This is a genomic window from Bacillus sp. V5-8f, from assembly GCF_002863565.1.
Taxonomy (GTDB): Bacteria; Bacillota; Bacilli; order Bacillales; family DSM-1321; genus Peribacillus.
Genome location: NZ_PGUW01000019.1, coordinates 92,803 through 111,422, shown reverse-complemented (window position 1 = coordinate 111,422; position 18,620 = coordinate 92,803). Strand labels below are relative to the sequence as shown.

General features: G+C 41.9%; 17 protein-coding genes. 13 read left to right on the top strand and 4 right to left on the bottom strand.

Features of this window, described 5'->3' with window-relative positions; translation table 11 throughout:
* Positions 1-312 precede the first annotated feature (312 nt).
* Both CUU64_RS17725 and CUU64_RS17720 read left to right on the top strand, forming a co-directional pair.
* Positions 313-723: a hypothetical protein gene (locus tag CUU64_RS17725; RefSeq protein WP_101634964.1), complete on the top strand. Its 411-nt coding sequence runs from the start codon at positions 313-315 to the stop codon at positions 721-723.
* Position 724: 1 nt separating this feature from the next.
* The gene (locus tag CUU64_RS17720) at positions 725-1,393 is read left to right on the top strand and encodes a PspA/IM30 family protein (RefSeq protein ID WP_180954660.1); all 669 of its coding nucleotides are present in this window, start codon (positions 725-727) and stop codon (positions 1,391-1,393) included.
* Positions 1,394-2,172: 779 nt separating this feature from the next.
* Here the strand turns inward: CUU64_RS17720 and CUU64_RS17715 are convergent.
* Together CUU64_RS17715 and CUU64_RS17710 are read right to left on the bottom strand one after the other, a co-directional pair.
* Positions 2,173-2,268 carry a sporulation protein YjcZ gene (locus CUU64_RS17715; protein ID WP_101634962.1) on the bottom strand — a complete coding sequence of 32 codons (96 nt, stop codon included), beginning with the start codon at positions 2,266-2,268 and terminating at the stop codon, positions 2,173-2,175.
* 38 nt (positions 2,269-2,306) lie between these two features.
* Entirely contained in the window at positions 2,307-2,402 is a 96-nt protein-coding gene (locus CUU64_RS17710; RefSeq protein WP_101634961.1) for a sporulation protein YjcZ, read from the bottom strand.
* A gap of 843 nt (positions 2,403-3,245) precedes the next feature.
* Between CUU64_RS17710 and CUU64_RS17705 the strand changes: the two genes are divergently transcribed.
* The gene (locus tag CUU64_RS17705; RefSeq protein WP_101634960.1) at positions 3,246-4,205 is read left to right on the top strand and encodes a sporulation protein; all 960 of its coding nucleotides are present in this window, start codon (positions 3,246-3,248) and stop codon (positions 4,203-4,205) included.
* Between the two features lie 309 nt (positions 4,206-4,514).
* Here CUU64_RS17705 and CUU64_RS17700 read toward each other — a convergent pair whose 3' ends face one another.
* Positions 4,515-4,739 carry a hypothetical protein gene (locus CUU64_RS17700; protein WP_101634959.1) on the bottom strand — a complete coding sequence of 75 codons (225 nt, stop codon included), beginning with the start codon at positions 4,737-4,739 and terminating at the stop codon, positions 4,515-4,517.
* 197 nt (positions 4,740-4,936) lie between these two features.
* Here CUU64_RS17700 and CUU64_RS17695 point away from each other — a divergent pair, with 197 nt between their 5' ends.
* Entirely contained in the window at positions 4,937-5,314 is a 378-nt protein-coding gene (locus CUU64_RS17695) for a YolD-like family protein (RefSeq protein ID WP_101634958.1), read from the top strand.
* On the opposite strand, the gene CUU64_RS17690 is transcribed toward CUU64_RS17695, so the two are convergent.
* Positions 5,315-5,671 (bottom strand): hypothetical protein, encoded by a 357-nt coding sequence (locus CUU64_RS17690; protein ID WP_142383652.1) that lies wholly within the window; start codon positions 5,669-5,671, stop codon positions 5,315-5,317.
* A 567-nt stretch (positions 5,672-6,238) separates the two neighbouring features.
* On the opposite strand from CUU64_RS17690, the gene ppnP reads away from it, so the two are divergent.
* From ppnP to CUU64_RS17640, 9 genes are all read left to right on the top strand, one after another.
* Entirely contained in the window at positions 6,239-6,559 is a 321-nt protein-coding gene (gene ppnP / locus CUU64_RS17685; RefSeq protein WP_101634956.1) for a pyrimidine/purine nucleoside phosphorylase, read from the top strand.
* Between the two features lie 684 nt (positions 6,560-7,243).
* Positions 7,244-9,088, top strand: coding sequence for a sigma-54-dependent Fis family transcriptional regulator (locus CUU64_RS17675; protein WP_101634954.1), 1,845 nt, complete (start codon positions 7,244-7,246; stop codon positions 9,086-9,088).
* Positions 9,089-9,218: 130 nt separating this feature from the next.
* Positions 9,219-10,430, top strand: coding sequence for an iron-containing alcohol dehydrogenase (locus CUU64_RS17670; protein ID WP_101634953.1), 1,212 nt, complete (start codon positions 9,219-9,221; stop codon positions 10,428-10,430).
* A gap of 23 nt (positions 10,431-10,453) precedes the next feature.
* Positions 10,454-11,914 (top strand): CoA-acylating methylmalonate-semialdehyde dehydrogenase, encoded by a 1,461-nt coding sequence (locus CUU64_RS17665; RefSeq protein WP_101634952.1) that lies wholly within the window; start codon positions 10,454-10,456, stop codon positions 11,912-11,914.
* A 24-nt stretch (positions 11,915-11,938) separates the two neighbouring features.
* Positions 11,939-13,222, top strand: a complete 1,284-nt coding sequence (gene hisD / locus CUU64_RS17660; protein ID WP_101634951.1) for a histidinol dehydrogenase — start codon at positions 11,939-11,941, stop codon at positions 13,220-13,222.
* A gap of 102 nt (positions 13,223-13,324) precedes the next feature.
* Entirely contained in the window at positions 13,325-14,770 is a 1,446-nt protein-coding gene (locus tag CUU64_RS17655) for a GntP family permease (RefSeq protein ID WP_101634950.1), read from the top strand.
* Between the two features lie 151 nt (positions 14,771-14,921).
* Positions 14,922-15,137, top strand: a complete 216-nt coding sequence (locus CUU64_RS17650) for a hypothetical protein (protein WP_101634949.1) — start codon at positions 14,922-14,924, stop codon at positions 15,135-15,137.
* Positions 15,138-15,891: 754 nt separating this feature from the next.
* A complete protein-coding gene (locus CUU64_RS17645) occupies positions 15,892-16,968 on the top strand; it encodes a zinc-dependent alcohol dehydrogenase family protein (protein WP_101634948.1) in 1,077 nt (358 codons plus the stop codon).
* 224 nt (positions 16,969-17,192) lie between these two features.
* Entirely contained in the window at positions 17,193-18,113 is a 921-nt protein-coding gene (locus tag CUU64_RS17640; RefSeq protein WP_101634947.1) for a S8 family peptidase, read from the top strand.
* Positions 18,114-18,620 lie beyond the last annotated feature (507 nt).

Genomic DNA, 18,620 nt, shown 5'->3' with positions numbered 1-18,620 from the left:
GGCTCTCCAACGTCTGTCGAAGCTGAACATTCGCCGAGGCCCACAGGATGTGGGTCATGCAGGCGTTGTCATAGGACGTGACGCCTTTAGCCTGCGAACCGAATCGTTTAACAAAACAAGGCATCCAGATTCAAAGTTACGCAATGTATCGTAAATAGAATCCACGCATGTATTTATTTTAATGCACCAACTTTTTACGTTCCCGCCACGATTTTTCTCTATCATTTTTTACAAAACTTTTTCCATTTCACCAAGTTTTCACTAAAACCTACTAAACTACGAATATCAAGAACGAAAGGAGGAGAAAAAGAGATGAAGGCTAAGGTGATAAAAACGATCTTGGGTGGTGCGATCGTCACTCCAATCGTTCTCGGAGTTTCCTCTCTGTTAGGTGGATATAACGCCTTGGCAGCCGGACATGGACACCATGGTCCAGGAGGAATGGAACCACGAGGAGGATTCGAAGGCCACGGAGGCCACATGTACGGATCTCATCATCATGGAGGAGATTTGTCCTGGTTGGGACTCCTATTATTCCTAATTATTGGAACTGCTATAGTGGCTTTCCTAGTAAAATGGCTAAGAAAGAAAGCAAAGGCATCTTCCAAGCAACAATTTATCGATACCTCTATCATTAGTTCACATAAACCGTTTAAGAGCCAAAATGAAAGAATGTTAGATGAATGGGAAAAAAATTTAGGTAATAAAAGGGAGAATGTATAAAATGGGTATTTTTAAAAGAATAAAAACAATTGCAAAAGCTGATATGAATGGATTGCTGGATAGGCTGGAAGATCCGATCGCCATGCTGAATGAATATTCAAGAGAAATGGAAAAAGAATTGGCAAGAGCGCAGAATGCTCTTTCCCGCCAGATTTATGCAGAAAATAAACAAGCGGCTATTGTTGTGGAAACAAAGAATGTAATCGAAAAAAGAACCCGTCAGGCAAAACTGGCCATTGAGCAGGGCGAGGATACGATCGCGAAATTAGCTGTACAAGAAAAGTTATCTCACGAAAAGCAGCTTGAGGTATATGAGCAGCAATTTGAAGCAATTCAGCACCAAACCCAAACCCTAAAAGAAAAAATAAGTGAATTGCAAGAAACTTATCAAGAATTACAGCATAAGAAAATTCTATTGGCATCACGCGCGAATGTAGCGCAAACCATTAAACAGGTTCAAAAGGCTACCGAAACCTTCCATACAGCTAATATTGCCAGAGGGGTTGCCCGAACAGAAGAACGCATTTTATTAATGGAAGCTGAGGTGCAAGTTGGCAGCCAATTTGCCAGTCCGCTAGCACAGCACGATGCTTCCTATCGAAACTATGTAAATGAAGAAGAGTTAAATAGAGAGATTGAAAGGCTGAAGAGTGAAAAAGAGGAGGGCTAATATAAAGCTATGGGAGAAGAAGCATCAGCATCGCGTAGATGCTTCTTTTTTTTTCCTGATAAGAAAGGAGAACAATAATGAATTATACCCTTTAGCAGGAACTTACGGTGTCCGTGGCTTTTTGAAAGACTAAAGTAAACAGGGACGGTTCGCCTTTTGCAAGTGTAAGCGAGACGAGTGGAACTCGAAAAATCAAAAACGTGTAGAATAAACACACTGATTAAAGTTTACTTGCTGAAGAAAATAACTTTAGAAGCTGGAATAAGGTTAGTAGATAAGGCGTACTAAGCTTGTTCTTTTTGAAAAAAGGAAAAAGCCTAACAATGGGCTCGTACCACACTGGGCTTGGCCAATTATTAGGCTTCTTTCTGATCACTAACTAATTAATAGAAGAACTCTGTTCCTACGATGATCACCAACAGAACGAAGATAACAAGGACAAATGCAGCTTGGCTACCGCGTCCGTACTCTTCACCCATAGCAATCACTCCCTCCATCAAAATTTATTAGATTCGGTTTATTAGTAAGTGAAACCTAAAATGATGACCAACAGAACGAAAATAACAAGAACAAATGCAGCGGTTGTGCCACGTCCATACTCTTCACCCATGAAAATCACTCCTTCCACGGAAATTTGCTAGACACGGTTTATTAGTAAGTGAAACCTAAAATGATGACCAACAGAACGAAAATAACAAGAACAAATGCAGCTTGGCTGCCACGTCCGTATTCTTCACCCATGGAAATCACTCCTTTCGTTATGGTTTACTAGTTACTTTTTAATAGAAGAACTCGCTTGCTGTTATAATGACCAAGAGAACAAAGATAACAAGAACAAATGCAGCTTGGCCGCCGCGTCCGTAATCTCCACCCATGAAAACCACTCCTTTCGTTATGGTTTACTAGTTACTTTTTAATAGAAGAACTCGCTTGCTGTTATAATGACCAAGAGAACAAAGATAACAAGAACAAATGCAGCTTGGCTGCCACGTCCGTATTCTCCACCCATGAAAACACCCCTTTTCTTTAAGGTTTATAAGTTACTATTTATTAGTAAGTGAAGCCTAAAATAATCACCAAGAGAACGAAGATAACAAGAACAAATGCAGCTTGGCTGCCACGTCCGTATTCTTCACCCATGAAAGTCACTCCTTTTCGTTATGGTTTACTAGTTACTGCTTAATAGAAAGAGAAACCTAAAATAATCACCAAGAGAACGAAAATAACTAGAACAAAGGCAGTGTCGCGTCTTCTTTCACCCATCGTCATTCCCTCCTTTATTAAAGGCTATTAAGCTCGCGCCACTTACTCTCATAAAGGTTCGGCGCTCAATTTTATAATATGTACAAGCTTAAAAAGTGACCGCCCGTTTTTAATCAGAGAAGCGATTTATAAAAAATGATGAAAAGACACGTTTAATTGTGAATCTTTATTTCAGATTTTGTTTTTACCTATTAAACGTTGGTGTTAGAAAAACTGAAAACCGCACAAACTTTCATACTTCAAAAAGGCAACACATGAGCAGCAGTCCGTATGCAGTAGACATTAAGTATCAAGCAAAACTATAGGATTGACAGCACTAGAATGATGAAGCTTTTTGGTGGGACAGATCAAATAGGATATACCATTTTCATTAAATGGTCTCTTGTGTTCCATATGGTTCAAATCTCGAAATCTCTAAACTGCGACTAAAAATAAAACTGAAAGAATTATGAAACCTATAAAAGGGTAAAACGTATTAACATACATGGGAACACTGGAGTGAAATACACCGGGGTGTTGTATAGTTTCAGGAGAAAATTTTTTCTTGTTGATAATGATTGTTATTCTACCAACAAAAGGAGTGTTTCGATTGTTTAAGAAATTTTTGGCGAAGTTAGGAAAAGGCGCTGCCTTAGTGGATTTACGGTTTGAAAACCGTCCATACAAGGCTGGTGAAACCTTAAATGGTGAATTTATGATCCAAGGGGGAGAGGTTACCCAACAAATTAATCATTTATCTGTACGATTTATGATGAGGGTTAACACACACCGTGGGGAAGCTGTTTCCCGTCAAGTGGCGACTGTACCGATTAGCGGACCTTTTAGTATAGAAGCGAAGCAGGAAAGACGTTTTCCTTTTCACTATACCATTCCAACTGACCTCCCATTATCGAGGGGTTCAATCTCTTATTACTTCGATACACATTTAGATATAGAAGGCGGGATAGACCGCTCAGATTTGGATCATGTAATACTTGCCGCCCCTGATCGAGTGCAAGCTATTTTTCATGCCGTTGAACGTTTAGGCTTTAGAGAAAAAGCGACATCAGGAAAAATCGATACATATGGGCAGGAATTTGAATTTTTCCCAACCCAATCCTTTACAGGACAGATACACGAACTGGAGCTGCGTTTTGCGAACGAGCCAGCAGGGATACGTGTATGGATGGAAGTTGATTGCCGAAATGGGTTCCAAGAAATTGAGGCAAAAACTGAATTCCTCGCAGGGAATGAATTGCTTGAGAATGAAGAAAAGCTTACTGATTTTTTCAATGAAAGAATTTCTGAGGTAATGGCGAATCCTCAATTATTCAGACAGCCTTTTTCTTATCAATCTCAATTTAGAGGCGGTAAGTCTCATGGGATCGGCGGCATGGTTGGCGGACTTGCAGCAGGGGTATTAGGCGGTATGCTGTTGAGCGAACTCATGGATGGCCTTGATGTGGATGGTATGATGGAAGGTGCTGCTGATGCATTTGGGATGGAAGAGGATATGCTTGAAGATGCGGGAGAAGACTTTGGTGATTTCTTTGATGGCGGCGAAGATTAAACCGGGATTATTCTTCAAACAAGTAATTCATAAAAGGGAGTAGGACCAAGGTGTACTTTTCCTTTTATATGGATACCTTAAGATAACCGTATGCGGCGTGAATGTGTCTGAAATCGTGTAAGCGGATTTTAGGCACATTTATTTTTTTATCACAATTAGAGAGGAAAAAATTCTTTTTCTTCGGGGATACAATGATACCCTGACACAAAGTATACTAAATTACTTATTCTTGATCGGCAACGCTCCTCTACATCATTTAAACAAAAAGACAAACTGCAGGTTCACCTACAGTTTGTCGAAAGAATTTTATTAACGGTTATAATGCACATGAACAGGTTCTGTTACAGCAGGTGTTTGGAACTGGCTTCCCAGCATTGCCCTGTAATCATACGCTCTTGCTTTTTCTTCACTTTCTCTAGCCCCATAAGCATAATAAGATCTTGCATCATGCGCATTCGCTTCTTTCATGCGTTTGTATTCCTCGCTTTGACCTAAATGATATAAGAATGCATTGTACGGATCGTGTTGTCCCATTAATTATCCCTCCAATTTTTAATTTGTGAATAAGTTCTTATGTAAGCCAAAACTTTATCCGAAATGTAGTATGTCCCCTATAAGGAAAATAAATGCATTTGTTTGTTAAAGGGTGTATAGATTTTCCGAGCAATAGGCATATTTTTTTATGCATAAACGAGAACATTTGTTCTATAATAACATTAGGAGTGATTATTATGGGACTTAAGGACAGAGGAAAAATAAAATGGCAAGGCGCTTTCTTTATGCCGGAACATCAGCAGATGCTAAACGAATTGAAAAAGGACTATTATCGACAAGCTAAACCGATACTTGATCAGTATCAACTGGAAGAGTCTGAAAACAAAATATGCTATGCAATGGAATTTACGTTTCTCGTGAAAATAACAGCATGGGAAGATGGGTTTGAATGGGACTATGAGGGATTAGTTCACAGATTAGATCCCATACATAAGATGATTTACTTAGAGCAGCAAAAAGATGATTATTACATAATAAAAATTCATTTTTCGGATATTGTGAGGGTAGAAGTTATAGAGGAAAATCCAGCATTCGAATTTTACTGGGGTTTATAATTATTCAGAATGACGGGCGGTTTTGTTTGGAAACGATACAACCTTGGGCTTATAATTACCGACATTTTCTTCAATAATATTTTCGATGGTAACTTTAACAATGGATATGTTGGTACGCATTATATTAGGATCAAACATGCTGCTATTCGTCAAGACGAGTTCTTCAAGAAAATGTATGGCATCACTTTTCGTTGTAAAATACGAAGCATTGAAAAAAGACTTGGTTAAGTGTATGGAACCTTCACATAAATAAGGTGCTCGAATATATTCATTTTTAGATTTAATTACATAAGTTGTATTTACTTTCGCCATTGACTGACAGCCATTCCTCTCTATCTCTGTACGTTTTTCAATCACTTGATATTGTGTCTTGAGTTTGATAACAATTTATTCTATTTACCACCATTTTGGATTGAATAAACATGGCGCCTAAGATATAAGTACCCCAGTTCGGTAATGCGTTAAAGCGACGGGCCAATGATACGCTCCCCAATAAGTAGACAGGGTTCTTTTAGGGTTTAGAGGAACAAAGTCTACTTAAAGGGGAGTATTCTTTATGGGAACTATTACGTGAAATATTAAGGAGTGTTTCCAACAATTTTTTCAACCGAAATACAAGATTGATGAACAGAATATAAAAGCGATGATTTTTTATCGCTTTTTTGTCTTTTTCAGATCTTAAGCAGTGGAGGAACATATGAAACCTAATGATCCATAGTGGAAAGACATTATGTGTAAAAGAAATCTAACAGTGTTAGCATGAAAGAATTTCTTCCCTGGTAGATAAGCAGGAACATTTCCAATGCCCTACTTCTACCATTAAAATAAGAATTTAAATACTTTTTTGATTATTCTATTATTTTAAGTTTCCCATTGGAAGTTTTTATGATTAAATGAGGAAAGAAAAGTGAGAGGATGGATTTAATGTCAGAATTTAGTAATGTAACAATCAGTACAAAAGCAAACATCTATTTTGATGGAAAGGTAACAAGCAGAACGATCGAATTTCCTGATGGAACCCGGAAAACTTTAGGAATAATGCTTCCAGGAGAATACGAATTTTCAACATCTCAAAAAGAAGAAATGAATATTCAAACAGGTATTCTTGACTATAAATTAAAGGGGCAAGAGTGGAAAACGATTGAAAATAATGGAGTGTTTTATGTACCTGCAGATGAAAGCTTTTTATTAAAGGTTCATTCTGTTGTAGATTATTGTTGTTCCTACCTTTCTGAGAATAACTGATTATAATATAATTGTTACAATTATTGATCATCACTTAAACACCTTAAAAAATTTTTATAATAGGAAGGCGAGGGACCTCCCTCATGCAAAACTTGGCATTCCCTGCTAAACGCATGCCCTAGGAAACTGTTATAAGGGGTATTTTTCCAGGTAAACACCAAATCGCTTATTGCTGTATTTCCTAACGGACATATTTATAGATTATAGTAAAAAACACTTTAACCTAAATAATTCAAATGGGGAATCCCAAGAAGAATCGACTTTACTGTTTTTTCTTCTTGGGGTTTTGTGTTTTTTAGGCGATCTTCATTTCCTTCATATCGTGTATCCCATATTCTAGGAGCAGGAAACACAAGCATCAAGACCAGGGCAAAAGCCTGAACAGGCAAAAAGAAGTTTAGAGGGGCATGGTACGAAACTAAACTCTCATCTAGAAACAATTCTCAAAAACCTGGGGCGCTTGGAAACAAAACTAGTTTTACGTTCTTCACAAGAACGGCTCCTTCTAACCGCCAAATGCTCCAATATGTAGGGAAATCCCTTAATGTGCTCCTGCTTAGCAATCCCTTTTTTGTAATTTTAAAAACGTCTGTTTTCTATACATGTGTCGAAAATGCGGACACTTTATGAATATGTTATGTATAATGGAGCAAAAGTTCCCCATTCGGGTGAGGAGGTTTTGCCATGGTTGATGGAAGAAAAGAATACGCTGCTGCCGATTATGAAAAAGTGAAAAATATAGAGCCAGTTCATAAATGGATGACAGCAAATCCTTTTTCCTTGCTTACCAGTCACACATTGAAGGAAGCGGTACATTTATTGGATCTACACCATATTGATGGACTTCCGGTCATTTCTTTCGAGCAGCAGGTAATTGGGCTGATTACGAAGTCACGATTGATGAAATTATTTGTGGAAGGTAAACCGCCAGAAACACGGGTGGGAGAAGTGATGAATGCTTCAGTCGTAACAATAGGGCCTGATGACACAATTGAAAAAGCCTATAAAATTCCCGTCGGACGCTTGCCCGTTGTCGATGAACAGGGACGTCTAATTGGGATGCTGACTAGGACCGATATACTGCACTCCTATTTTTACATTTCGGGCCAACTACAAGAAACGATACATACCGCGGAGACGTTAAATGTTATTTTAGAAAGCGCTTACGAAGGAATAGCAGTGATTGATAAAGATGGAATCATTCATGAATTTAATAATGCCTATTGCCGTTTTATCGGGAGAAGGCGTGAAGAAGTAATTGGGAAGCATGTTACAGAGGTCATCGACAATACAAGGCTCCATATCGTTAGTGTTACTGGGGTTGAGGAAAGAGGGTATATACAGCGGATCCAAGGACAGGATATGGTGGTTCATCGAATTCCGATCCGGAAAGAGGGCGAGGTCATCGGTGCGATTGGGATGCTAATCTTTGAAGGAGTAACCGAGCTTTATAATATTCTTGGCCGCATGCAGGAATTGTCTCGAAAAGTGACCGAAAGCACCTTGTTGACTCAGGACAATTTGAAGGATAATCGGTACTTTGAAAAAATAATCGGCAATAGCGATGCCATCCTTTCTGTTAAAAAAATGGCTGGGAAGGCCGCCAAGACACCTTCCACAGTTTTGATCACTGGTGAAAGCGGGACGGGGAAAGAACTTTTTGCGGAAGCGATCCATCATAGAAGCCCTTATGCAGAAGGCCCGTTTGTAAGTGTTAATTGCGCCGCAATACCGGAACATCTGCTAGAGGCAGAATTGTTTGGTTATGAAGAGGGCGCATTTACGGGAGCACGTAAAGGGGGGAAGCAGGGGAAATTCGAATTGGCTCATAAAGGGACATTATTCCTTGATGAAATTGGCGACATGACCTTGCCGATGCAGGCAAAAATCCTCCGGGTGCTGCAGGATCGAACAGTGGAGCGGGTCGGCGGGATAAAGAGCCAGCAAGTCGACGTGCGGATTGTCGCAGCGACCAATGTAATGCTTGAAGAAATGGTAAGGAAAGGTACATTTCGCGAGGACTTATATTATCGCCTGAATATTATCAGGCTAAATTTGCCTCCTTTACGTGAAAGAAAGGAAGATATTCCACTTCTGCTTTCCCACCACCTTCGTTTCTTTAGCGAAGATTTTAGCCTTCCGCAAAAGTTTTTATCTGTGAACGCTATGGCCGCATTGAAAGAATATAAGTGGCCAGGGAATGTCAGGGAGCTGATTAATACGGTTGAAATGCTCGTGAGTCTCGCGGAAGGGCAGGAAATTTCAGAACATGATTTGCCGGGGCATATTCTTGGGAAAAGCCACTTTTCCAGTCATAAACCCGCATTTGAGCCATTTTCTGCCCCTAAACAAAATGTGTTGGAAGAAGTAAAAGACAAGATGCTCTCCAGTGAAAAAGAGGCGATTATCCAGGCGCTTAGAGAGGTGAACGGCAATAAGGCGGCTGCAGCAAGAAAACTTGGAATTCAACGATCCACTCTCTATGAAAAACTGAAAAAACATGGACTGATAGGAAATGTGTCCGTATGATTGTACACTGTCCGGACAATTGTGTAGGATATTTTGGACACTTTTGCAAAAAAAATAGCAAGGCAAAGGGATTTAAAAGTTGGCACGCTTCTTGCATCTTTTACAGATGAAGAGAGCAAGGAGGGAAAAAATGAAAACCTTTTCAGAGTTTCGTATGCCAAAAGCCGTTTATTACGGTACAAATTCCTTAAACCAACTTGGGGAACATGCTGCAGCCCTGGGGAAGAAAGCACTGATTGTCAGTGACCGGGTTATGGAAAAAATCGGCCATGTAAAAAGCTGCCAGCAACTTTTGAATCAGAATAATATTCCATACATTGAATTTTTGGATGTGAACTCAGAACCAACAGATGTCCATGTAGCTGAAGCGCTGGAGCTTTGCCTCAGGGAACAATGTGAAGTGATTGTGGCAATAGGAGGGGGCAGCTGTATCGATGCCGCCAAAGCAGTTGCGGTGCTTGCAACAAATGGCGGATACATAGGTGATTATATGGGAGGCAAGACGCCTATTGAAAAAGATCCCCTTCCGCTTATTGCGATTCCGACCACAGCGGGAACCGGTTCAGAAGTAACCAATGTTACGGTTATAACCAACACAAAAGATGATATTAAAATGATGATCAAACATCCTGCTTTCCTGCCATGTGTGGCCATTGTGGATCCAACGCTTACGATTTCAACGCCGCCTCATGTTACCGCGGCAACTGGAGTCGATGCCCTGTGCCATGCCATTGAGGCATATATTTCTCGGAAATCACAGCCTTTGACGGATAACATGGCGCTCTCAGCGATTGAGAGTATTGTAAATTACTTGAGAAGAGCGTACGAAAACGGGGAAGATTTAGAAGCAAGGGAGAAAATGGCGATTGCCTCCATGCAGGCAGGCCTTGCCTTTTCAAATGCTTCCGTGACCCTCGTCCACGGGATGTCCCGGCCGATTGGAGCATTGTTCCACGTACCGCATGGTGTATCGAATGCCATGCTGCTGCCGGCTGTCCTTGAATTCACGAAAGAATCCGCAATTGATTCGTTAGCTGAGGTAGGCCGTATTATTTGCCCAGGTTTGGAAGCGGTAACAAATGAAGAATTAGCAGATGCTGCCATTCGGGAAATAAAGAAGCTTTGCCGTGATTTGCAAATTCCGAACATGAAAGCTTGGGGCCTGGATGAAGACAGGTTTGGCCAAGTCGTTGATAAAATGGCTGTCGATGCATTAGCGAGCGGAAGCCCGGGCAACAACCCGAGAGTTCCGACACATGAAGAAATAGTAGATCTCTATCATCGCTGTTTCAGCTATGATTTTTCAGCAGGCGCAGCTACCCTATCAATTAATAATCAATAATTTATTAGAAAAGGAGAATTATAATGTCTATCACTACAGAAACGAAAGTACTTAAAAACTTTATCGGCGGCCGTTGGGTTGAATCCGGTTCGGATAAAACAGAAGTTGTTCCAAATCCTGCAACGGGGGAAGCCCTTGCTTATGTGCCAATTTCTACACGCCAGGATCTGGATGATGCGGTCGCAGCTGCCGATGAGGCTTTTAAATCATGGAAAGCCGTCGCTGTCCCTAAGCGTGCCCGGATTTTGTTCCGCTATCAGCAGCTTCTTATTGAGCACTGGGATGAATTAGCCCAACTGATCACCCAAGAAAATGGAAAAAGCTTTGAAGAAGCCTACGGTGAAGTGCAACGAGGGATTGAATGCGTTGAATTTGCAGCTGGTGCTCCTACCTTAATGATGGGGTCGCAACTTCCGGATATTGCCACAGGAATTGAATCCGGCATGTACCGCTACCCAATCGGGGTTGTGGGCGGGATTACGCCATTCAACTTCCCGATGATGGTTCCTTGCTGGATGTTCCCGCTGGCGATTGCGTGCGGCAATTCGTTTGTACTGAAACCATCGGAGCGCACTCCGCTGCTTGCGAACCGCCTGGCTGAATTATTTAAAGAAGCCGGATTGCCGGATGGGGTGTTAAATATTGTCCATGGAGCACATGACGTAGTGAACGGAATTTTAGAACATGAAAAAGTAAAGGCCGTGTCTTTCGTTGGTTCCCAGCCTGTTGCGGAATATGTGTATAAAACGGCAGCAGCAAACGGAAAGCGTGTACAAGCTCTTGCCGGTGCGAAGAATCACTCGATCGTTTTGCCTGATGCAGATTTGGATCTTGCGGTTACAAATATTCTCGGTGCAGCTTTTGGTTCCGCGGGTGAGCGCTGCATGGCCTGTGCGGTTGTGGTAGCGGTCGGAGAAATCGGCGACCAATTGGTAGGAAAATTAGTGGATGCGGCAGAAGAAATTAAAATAGGAAACGGAATGGAAAAGGGAGTCTTTTTGGGGCCGGTAATCCGTGATTCACATAAAGCAAAGACGATCCAATATATTGAAGCTGGAGAAGCTGAAGGAGCCAAACTTATCAGGGACGGACGCAATGATCAGGCGGTCAGCGGCGAGGGCTATTTTGTTGGACCGACCATTTTTGATGAAGTGAAGCCGGGAATGAAAATCTGGAATGAAGAAATTTTCGCCCCTGTTCTGTCTGTCGTCCGCGTGGATTCATTGGAAGAAGCGATTGAGGTAACGAACAAATCGGAATTTGCAAATGGAGCTTGCCTATTTACAGATAGTGCTAAGGCAGTCCGCGAGTTCCGTGACAATATTGATGCAGGCATGCTGGGCATCAACATGGGTGTTCCTGCACCAATGGCCTTCTTCCCATTCTCCGGCTATAAGAAGTCATTTTATGGAGATCTTCATGCAAACGGCCGGGATGGCGTGGAGTTCTACACGCGCAAAAAAATGCTGACTGCCCGTTATTAATAGGTGGCAAAGGAGGACCAAGGGATGGCCAAGTTTTTAAAAACAGGAAAAAGCAAAGAAGAAATTGCGACGTTTGAATCGCAAGTATACGAAACCGTGAAGGGTGTTATCGAAGAAATTGAGAAGAATGGGGATGCGGCTGTCCGCTCCTATTCTGAGAAGTTCGATAAATGGTCACCTGATAATTTTATGCTTTCAAAGGAAAAAATTGAAAAAATCGTGGCATCGGTTCCTGAAGAAACGATTGCAGACATTAAATTTGCCCAGGAACAAATCCGAAACTTTGCAAAGGCACAAAGGGAAAGCATCCGCGACATTGAAGTTGAAACGCTTCCCGGAGTAATTTTGGGGCATAAAAGTATCCCTGTAGACAGTGTGGGCTGTTATATCCCGGGCGGAAGGTATCCAATGGTTGCTTCAGCGCATATGAGCATTTTAACGGCAAAAGTGGCGGGGGTTAAACGCGTAATCGGGTGTACGCCTCCGATCAATGGCGACATCCCTGCTGCAACGATAGCTGCCATGTCTTTAGCGGGGGCAGATGAAATTTACATTCTCGGCGGCGTTCAGGCTATGGCCGCAATGGCGATCGGGACGGAAACAATCAAGCCGGTTGATATGCTTGTTGGTCCGGGAAATGCCTATGTTGCGGAAGCAAAGCGCCAGCTCTTCGGCCGGGTTGGCATTGACCTCTTGGCAGGTCCGACTGAAATCCTTGTCATTGCGGATGAAACGGCTGATGCAGAAATGGTGGCATGTGACATTTTAGGGCAGGCTGAGCATGGCCCTACCTCGCCAGGAGCGTTGATTACAACCTCTGAAAAGCTTGCACAGGAAACGCTTAGAGAAATTGAACGGCAGTTAGAGACGCTGGAAACTGCTGAAGTGGCGAGGCTTGCCTGGGAAGAAAACGGATCCATTATATTAGTGGATGACCTGGATGAAGCTGTTGTCGAAGCAGATAAATTAGCGTACGAGCATGTGGAAGTGCTGACCAAAGAACCAAGATATTTCCTGGAAAAGATGACGAATTATGGGGCTTTATTCCTTGGTCCTGAAACGAACGTAGCGTACGGCGACAAGGTAATTGGCACAAACCACACCCTCCCTACAAAAGGAGCGGCCCGCTACACAGGCGGACTTTGGGTCGGAAAGTTCCTGAAAACTTGCACCTATCAGGAATGTACCCCGGAAGCGAGTGCCATGATTGGCGAATATGCTGAGCGCCTTTGCGACATTGAAAACTTTGCCGGCCACAGGGAGCAAGCCTTGCTTCGCGTGCGGCGCTATTCCAAAATAACAAACTAAAAAAAATCATGTCTTTGCCCGTACTGAAATGGCGGGCAAAGACCAAAGATTCGCCAGCTGCACAAATAAATTACAGAATATTATGAATTTAAAGGTGATAGAATGGATCTTATAATTATCGTTTTATCCTTAGGCCTGCTCATGTTTGTTGCCTACAAAGGGTTTTCGGTCATTTTATTTGCCCCGCTGTGTGCCTTGCTGGCTGTTGTGCTTACACAGCCAGAACATGTTTTGCCGTTTTATTCAAACATTTTTATGGTAAAGATGGTAGATTTCATTAAGAACTACTTCCCGGTATTTTTATTGGGCGCCATTTTTGGAAAACTGGTGGAGATGTCTGGTTTGGCAGGCTCCATTGCCAAGACGATCGTAAACCTGGTTGGGGCTAAGCGCGCCATTCTTGCGATTGTAGCCATGTGTGCTATTTTAACTTACAGCGGAGTAAGCTTATTTGTAGTGGCGTTTGCGGTTTATCCTTTTGCGGCAAACCTGTTCCGTGAAGCAAATATCCCTAAGCGGCTGATTCCAGGTTCAATTGCCCTTGGAGCCCTTTCTTTTACAATGGATGCGCTTCCAGGAACGCCTCAGATCCAAAATGTCATTCCAACATCCTTCTTTAACACAACGATTTATGCAGCTCCGACATTGGGTTTTATCGGCGGTACTTTTGTTGCCGTCCTCGGCTTATTGTATCTGCAATCAAGGGCAAAGAAGCTAATGGCAGCGGGTGAAGGCTATTATGGATTCGATAAGGCTGAGGGAGAAATGGCTGCTGCTGCAGAAGCTATGAAGTCCCCGCCTCCAGAAGTTCCGGAAATTAAGGAAAAGACAAGCACCTTGCGCCAGTTCCTTGCATTTGTACCTCTTATTTTAGTAGGGGTAATGAACAAGGTCTTTACCGAGCTTGTTCCAAAATGGTATCCGGATGGGTTCGATTTTGCTTCAATCGGCCTGGAGGATTTCGGCGTACTTGATGTTTCGAAAGTAACTAGCATCTGGTCTGTTGAAATGGCTCTAATTATCGGTATTATAGCAACAATGGCCTTTAATTTTAAAGGAATTGTAGGCGGATTCCAAAAAGGTATTAATGTCGCTATTGCAGGTGCCTTGCTTGCGGTCATGAACACGGCATCGGAATATGGGTTCGGCGGCGTAATCTCGTCGCTTCCGGGTTTTGGTGTTGTTAGGGACGGTATTGCGCAAACATTTACAAACCCGCTTGTAAATAGTGCCGTTACAACGAATGTGTTAGCCGGGATTACTGGTTCCGCGTCGGGCGGGATGGGGATCGCCCTGAGTGCCATGGGCGAACAATATTTAAAAGCTGCGATAGATTTCAACATCCCTCCTGAAGTAATGCACCGGGTTGTTGCGATGGCATCCGGCGGGATGGATTCCCTGCCGCATAACGGGGCGGTCATAACGATCCTTGCCGTTACAGGATTGACACATAAACAAGCGTACAGGGATATTTTTGCCGTTACAATCATTAAAACAGTAGCCGTTTTCTTTGTAATCGGTGTATATAGCCTGACAGGGCTGGTATAAACAAATAAGGGAAAACAGCTTTAGCAAGCTCTAAAAAGAATCGAACCTTTCTCTAACTGTTTTTTCACCCATTTAACTAAGATGAACCGGATAGTTTTGTAAAACAAGGCAACAATGAGAAAATAGCATGTTGTCCATAGGAGGGTGTATGGTGGATAAAGGGATTCATTTCATATTCGGGGCTTTTGCAGGGTGGCTATTAGTTCAAGTGGCGAGTACTCTGGAAGGAGCATTTGGATTTTTTACAGCCAATTCTTGGGTACCAACCATGGTAAGTGCGGCATTAACCTTTGTAGGTGTGATTATAACACTTATATTTTCTTTCCCTGTTATTAAAACCGCTTGGCGGCATCTTCGTAGTGAATAATGGAAGCTAAATTAAGCAATGTATAGAAAAAACTGGTAGATGTTGAATGTTTAAGCGAGTGTTACTGCTGGCAGTGCTTATGGTGTAAACGAAACGAAGATCGAACGGTCCAACGACCAGAATGTAAAGTAGAGATTTAATAATCTTGATAAGTTGTATATGAATTAACATTAGTCTCTTCTCATTAGAAGGGATTTTTTTATGCTTTTATCCTGTTATTTTCGCGCTTTGGCCAGTAATCCTTGATAAGAATGTTCCATTACAGAAAATTTGTGTTTGATAATCTTTTGAAACGGGTAATTAAAATACTACTTAATCTTATACCCCTCACACATTGTTTACATACACAAACTATGCTGCCTAGCTTCCCGTTAAATCCCCGGCTAGCAGATACAATGAGCCTAAAAGGCAATAGGTAAGCTCTTTACAACTTCTGCTAACACTTCAAATGGTTATATTTTCCAACAAAAGATCCAACTGTAACATCTTAAAACATACTCTATGACTACCGCCTTTACCGAAATGAAGGTAAATTTAATGAGTCATATTATGGGTGAAAAATCCATAAGTAATAGTATGGGAAAAATTCCTTCATTTAGCATGTCTTCCCCTGCCAAAGTCTTCTTAGAATTTACATATTGAAAGTTTACGTAAAAGGATGTGAGGAACAAAAGAATTTTGTAAGCGTTTACTCAAATGGTGATTCGGAGAAGGGTTGATTTTTTTCAAAAACTATTAGTAAAGGGGTGTCTCTATGAAAGCTTTAGTTTTAGAAGAGTTTAAGAAACCTTTGGTGGTTCGTGAAATGCCAGATCCAGAAGGTACAGATGATGGAGTAATCGTAAGGGTAGAAGCAAATGGGGTTTGCCGAAGCGACTGGCATGCCTGGCAGGGGGATTGGGACTGGATCGGAATCCAACTTCCGCTTCCCCATGTTTTAGGCCATGAATTTACTGGAGTCGTTGAGGAAGTCGGCAAGAACGTGAAGAATTTTAAAAAAGGAGACCGTGTTTTAGTTCCGTTTACAAGCGGTGATGGCTCCTGTCCATACTGCCAAAGCGGCCACCATAATCTCTGTGAAAATCTCCAATTGCTCGGCTTTTCAACATGGGGCGGCTATGGGCGATATGCTCACATACCGTGTGCAGATACGAATTTGGTGATATTGCCGGAGAATATTAGCTTCGTCGATGCGGCGGGCATGGGCTGCCGCTTTATGACAGCTTTTCATGGAATCACGGATCAAGCTGCAGTAAGACCGGGTGAATGGGTTGCGGTTCATGGCTGTGGCGGAGTCGGCCTATCAGCCATTCAGATTGCGACAGCCTTGGGCGCCAATGTAATCGCAGTGGATATTGGTGAAGACAAATTAGAGTTTGCCAAGAAATTGGGTGCGGTAGCAACTGTAAATGCCAAGGACAATAATGCTCCGGAAGCTATTAGGGAAATTACGAAGGGCGGGGCGCATGTTTCAGTGGATGCTTTAGGAATTAAACAAACATGCCAAGCATCAATCAGCAGCCTTCGAAAGCGGGGCAGACATCTACAAATTGGCTTAACGACAAGAGAGGAAGAAGGAATGATTCCTGTTCCAATTGATGTCATCGTTTCTGCAGAAATTCAAATTGTCGGCTCACTTGGCATGCAGCCATCCAGATATCCTTATATGCTGGATATGGTAGCCCAAGGAAAATTAAAACCAGGAGCGTTAGTAACGAATACCATTTCACTGGAAGAGGTTCCAAAGATTTTCAATGAAATGAATACGTATCAAAACTTAGGTGTGACGGTAGTAGATAAATGGGAGGCTAAGAAACCCGTCACTCATTAACAAGATAAAATGAGTAGCAGGAAAAGCTTAGGCAAGCAGATGCCTAAGCTTTTTCTTTTCATAAAACCAGTACCAAATCCAAAATATATCAGCCAAATTCCAAATGGGTTAAAAAGCCATGATGGTATTTTTCGAAGAAAATAATGGCAATAGTACAAGCATTAGCTTTTCCACCTTCATAGCATAAAGAGATTTAAAGTTTCGATGAAATGAAGGTGAAGAGTGTGTCAACAGTACGTTTAAACCCAGTTACGGTAAAACAAGTAAAAACCGAAGAATCCACAATCCCTCGAGGCGTGAGAAAGATTAAAGCACCAGCTTTATGGAAACAAGGATACAGGGGAGACCAAGTGGTCGTGGCCGTGTTGGATACCGGCTGTCAACGAGACCACCCAGATTTAAGGCAGCAAATTATCGGTGGGTATAACTTCACAAACGATTATAATGGTAATCACCTTAATTATTCAGATAATCATGGACATGGCACTCATGTGTGCGGAACGATAGCGGCAGCCGGTGAAGGCGTTACAGGTGTCGCTCCTAAAGCCAAACTGCTCGTTTTGAAGGTTGTGAATGGTACAGGGGAGGGTGAAGTCGAAGACATTGTTTCGGGAATCGACTATGCCATTGGCTGGACAGGGCCGAGAGGAGAAAAGGTTAGGATTATCTCCATGTCCCTTGGCACACCGGATGATCCTCCAAGCCTTCATAATGCAATAAAAAGGGCTGTTGCTAATAATATTATCGTTGTATGTGCTGCGGGAAACGAGGGGGACGGAAGATCCAATACACAGGAATACAATTATCCAGGAGCATATGAAGAAGTGGTAGAAGTGGGCTCCGTCAGCTACTCACAACGTCCATCATGGTTTAGTAATACCAACAGTCAACTCGATCTAGTAGCGCCAGGCGAAAAAGTATTATCAACGTATCCCGGAAGCCAGTATGCTTCACTATCAGGAACATCCATGGCAGCACCACATGTTTCAGGAGCGCTGGCACTTCTGATAGAAAAACATGAAAAAGAACGAAATCGCCGTCTAACCGAACCCGAGCTTTATGAACTCTTAATAAGAAACACAAAGTCACTAGGCTATCCACGAAGTCAGCAAGGACATGGGATGCTTCATCTTAATAGGCGCTAGTCGTTAAAATAAAAAAATATAAAATGTCGCGTTTTTTATAACAACCACACTAGATGCGTGAATGCCTCTCCATATAAATCACGTGCTTAAAGAGAATGACGACAATGGATAATGTGCGGTTTTTAACTTACTTATTAGACTGATCCATATCGGATGGGTCTTTTTTTCATTGATGAAAATGCCACATCTAATAAGGAATTGTATGACCAAAATATGAGTCCTGGTGAATTTAAGTGTTAATTTTGTTCATTTTCGATTTAACAAAAATTGGTTCATCTTTTCTTACACAATTGTTACTCAACATTTAAATTAATTTGTTGATAAATGGATTCTAAGGATAAATTTTTAACCGAGTTACGGGTGTCAGTAAAGAACATAGATCTGGTTTTAGGCAGCTTTATTAGTTTACTGCACTACTGCACTAACGGGAGGTTAATTGTAGCAAGTTAAAAATTGAGATGTTTAAAGTTATAGAGCATTTCTTACTAATCAGGATTGCTTTTTATC

What these genes read in the sequence shown, in the direction of transcription:
- CUU64_RS17725 (WP_101634964.1), top strand. Translation starts at nt 313, where the DNA reads ATGAAGGCTAAGGTGATAAAAACGATCTTGGGTGGTGCGATCGTCACT.
- CUU64_RS17720 (WP_180954660.1), top strand. Translation starts at nt 725, where the DNA reads ATGGGTATTTTTAAAAGAATAAAAACAATTGCAAAAGCTGATATGAAT.
- CUU64_RS17715 (WP_101634962.1), bottom strand. Translation starts at nt 2,268, where the DNA reads ATGGGTGGAGATTACGGACGCGGCGGCCAAGCTGCATTTGTTCTTGTT.
- CUU64_RS17710 (WP_101634961.1), bottom strand. Translation starts at nt 2,402, where the DNA reads ATGGGTGGAGAATACGGACGTGGCAGCCAAGCTGCATTTGTTCTTGTT.
- CUU64_RS17700 (WP_101634959.1), bottom strand. Translation starts at nt 4,739, where the DNA reads ATGGGACAACACGATCCGTACAATGCATTCTTATATCATTTAGGTCAA.
- CUU64_RS17695 (WP_101634958.1), top strand. Translation starts at nt 4,937, where the DNA reads ATGGGACTTAAGGACAGAGGAAAAATAAAATGGCAAGGCGCTTTCTTT.
- ppnP (WP_101634956.1), top strand. Translation starts at nt 6,239, where the DNA reads ATGTCAGAATTTAGTAATGTAACAATCAGTACAAAAGCAAACATCTAT.
- CUU64_RS17675 (WP_101634954.1), top strand. Translation starts at nt 7,244, where the DNA reads ATGGTTGATGGAAGAAAAGAATACGCTGCTGCCGATTATGAAAAAGTG.
- CUU64_RS17670 (WP_101634953.1), top strand. Translation starts at nt 9,219, where the DNA reads ATGAAAACCTTTTCAGAGTTTCGTATGCCAAAAGCCGTTTATTACGGT.
- CUU64_RS17665 (WP_101634952.1), top strand. Translation starts at nt 10,454, where the DNA reads ATGTCTATCACTACAGAAACGAAAGTACTTAAAAACTTTATCGGCGGC.
- hisD (WP_101634951.1), top strand. Translation starts at nt 11,939, where the DNA reads ATGGCCAAGTTTTTAAAAACAGGAAAAAGCAAAGAAGAAATTGCGACG.
- CUU64_RS17655 (WP_101634950.1), top strand. Translation starts at nt 13,325, where the DNA reads ATGGATCTTATAATTATCGTTTTATCCTTAGGCCTGCTCATGTTTGTT.
- CUU64_RS17645 (WP_101634948.1), top strand. Translation starts at nt 15,892, where the DNA reads ATGAAAGCTTTAGTTTTAGAAGAGTTTAAGAAACCTTTGGTGGTTCGT.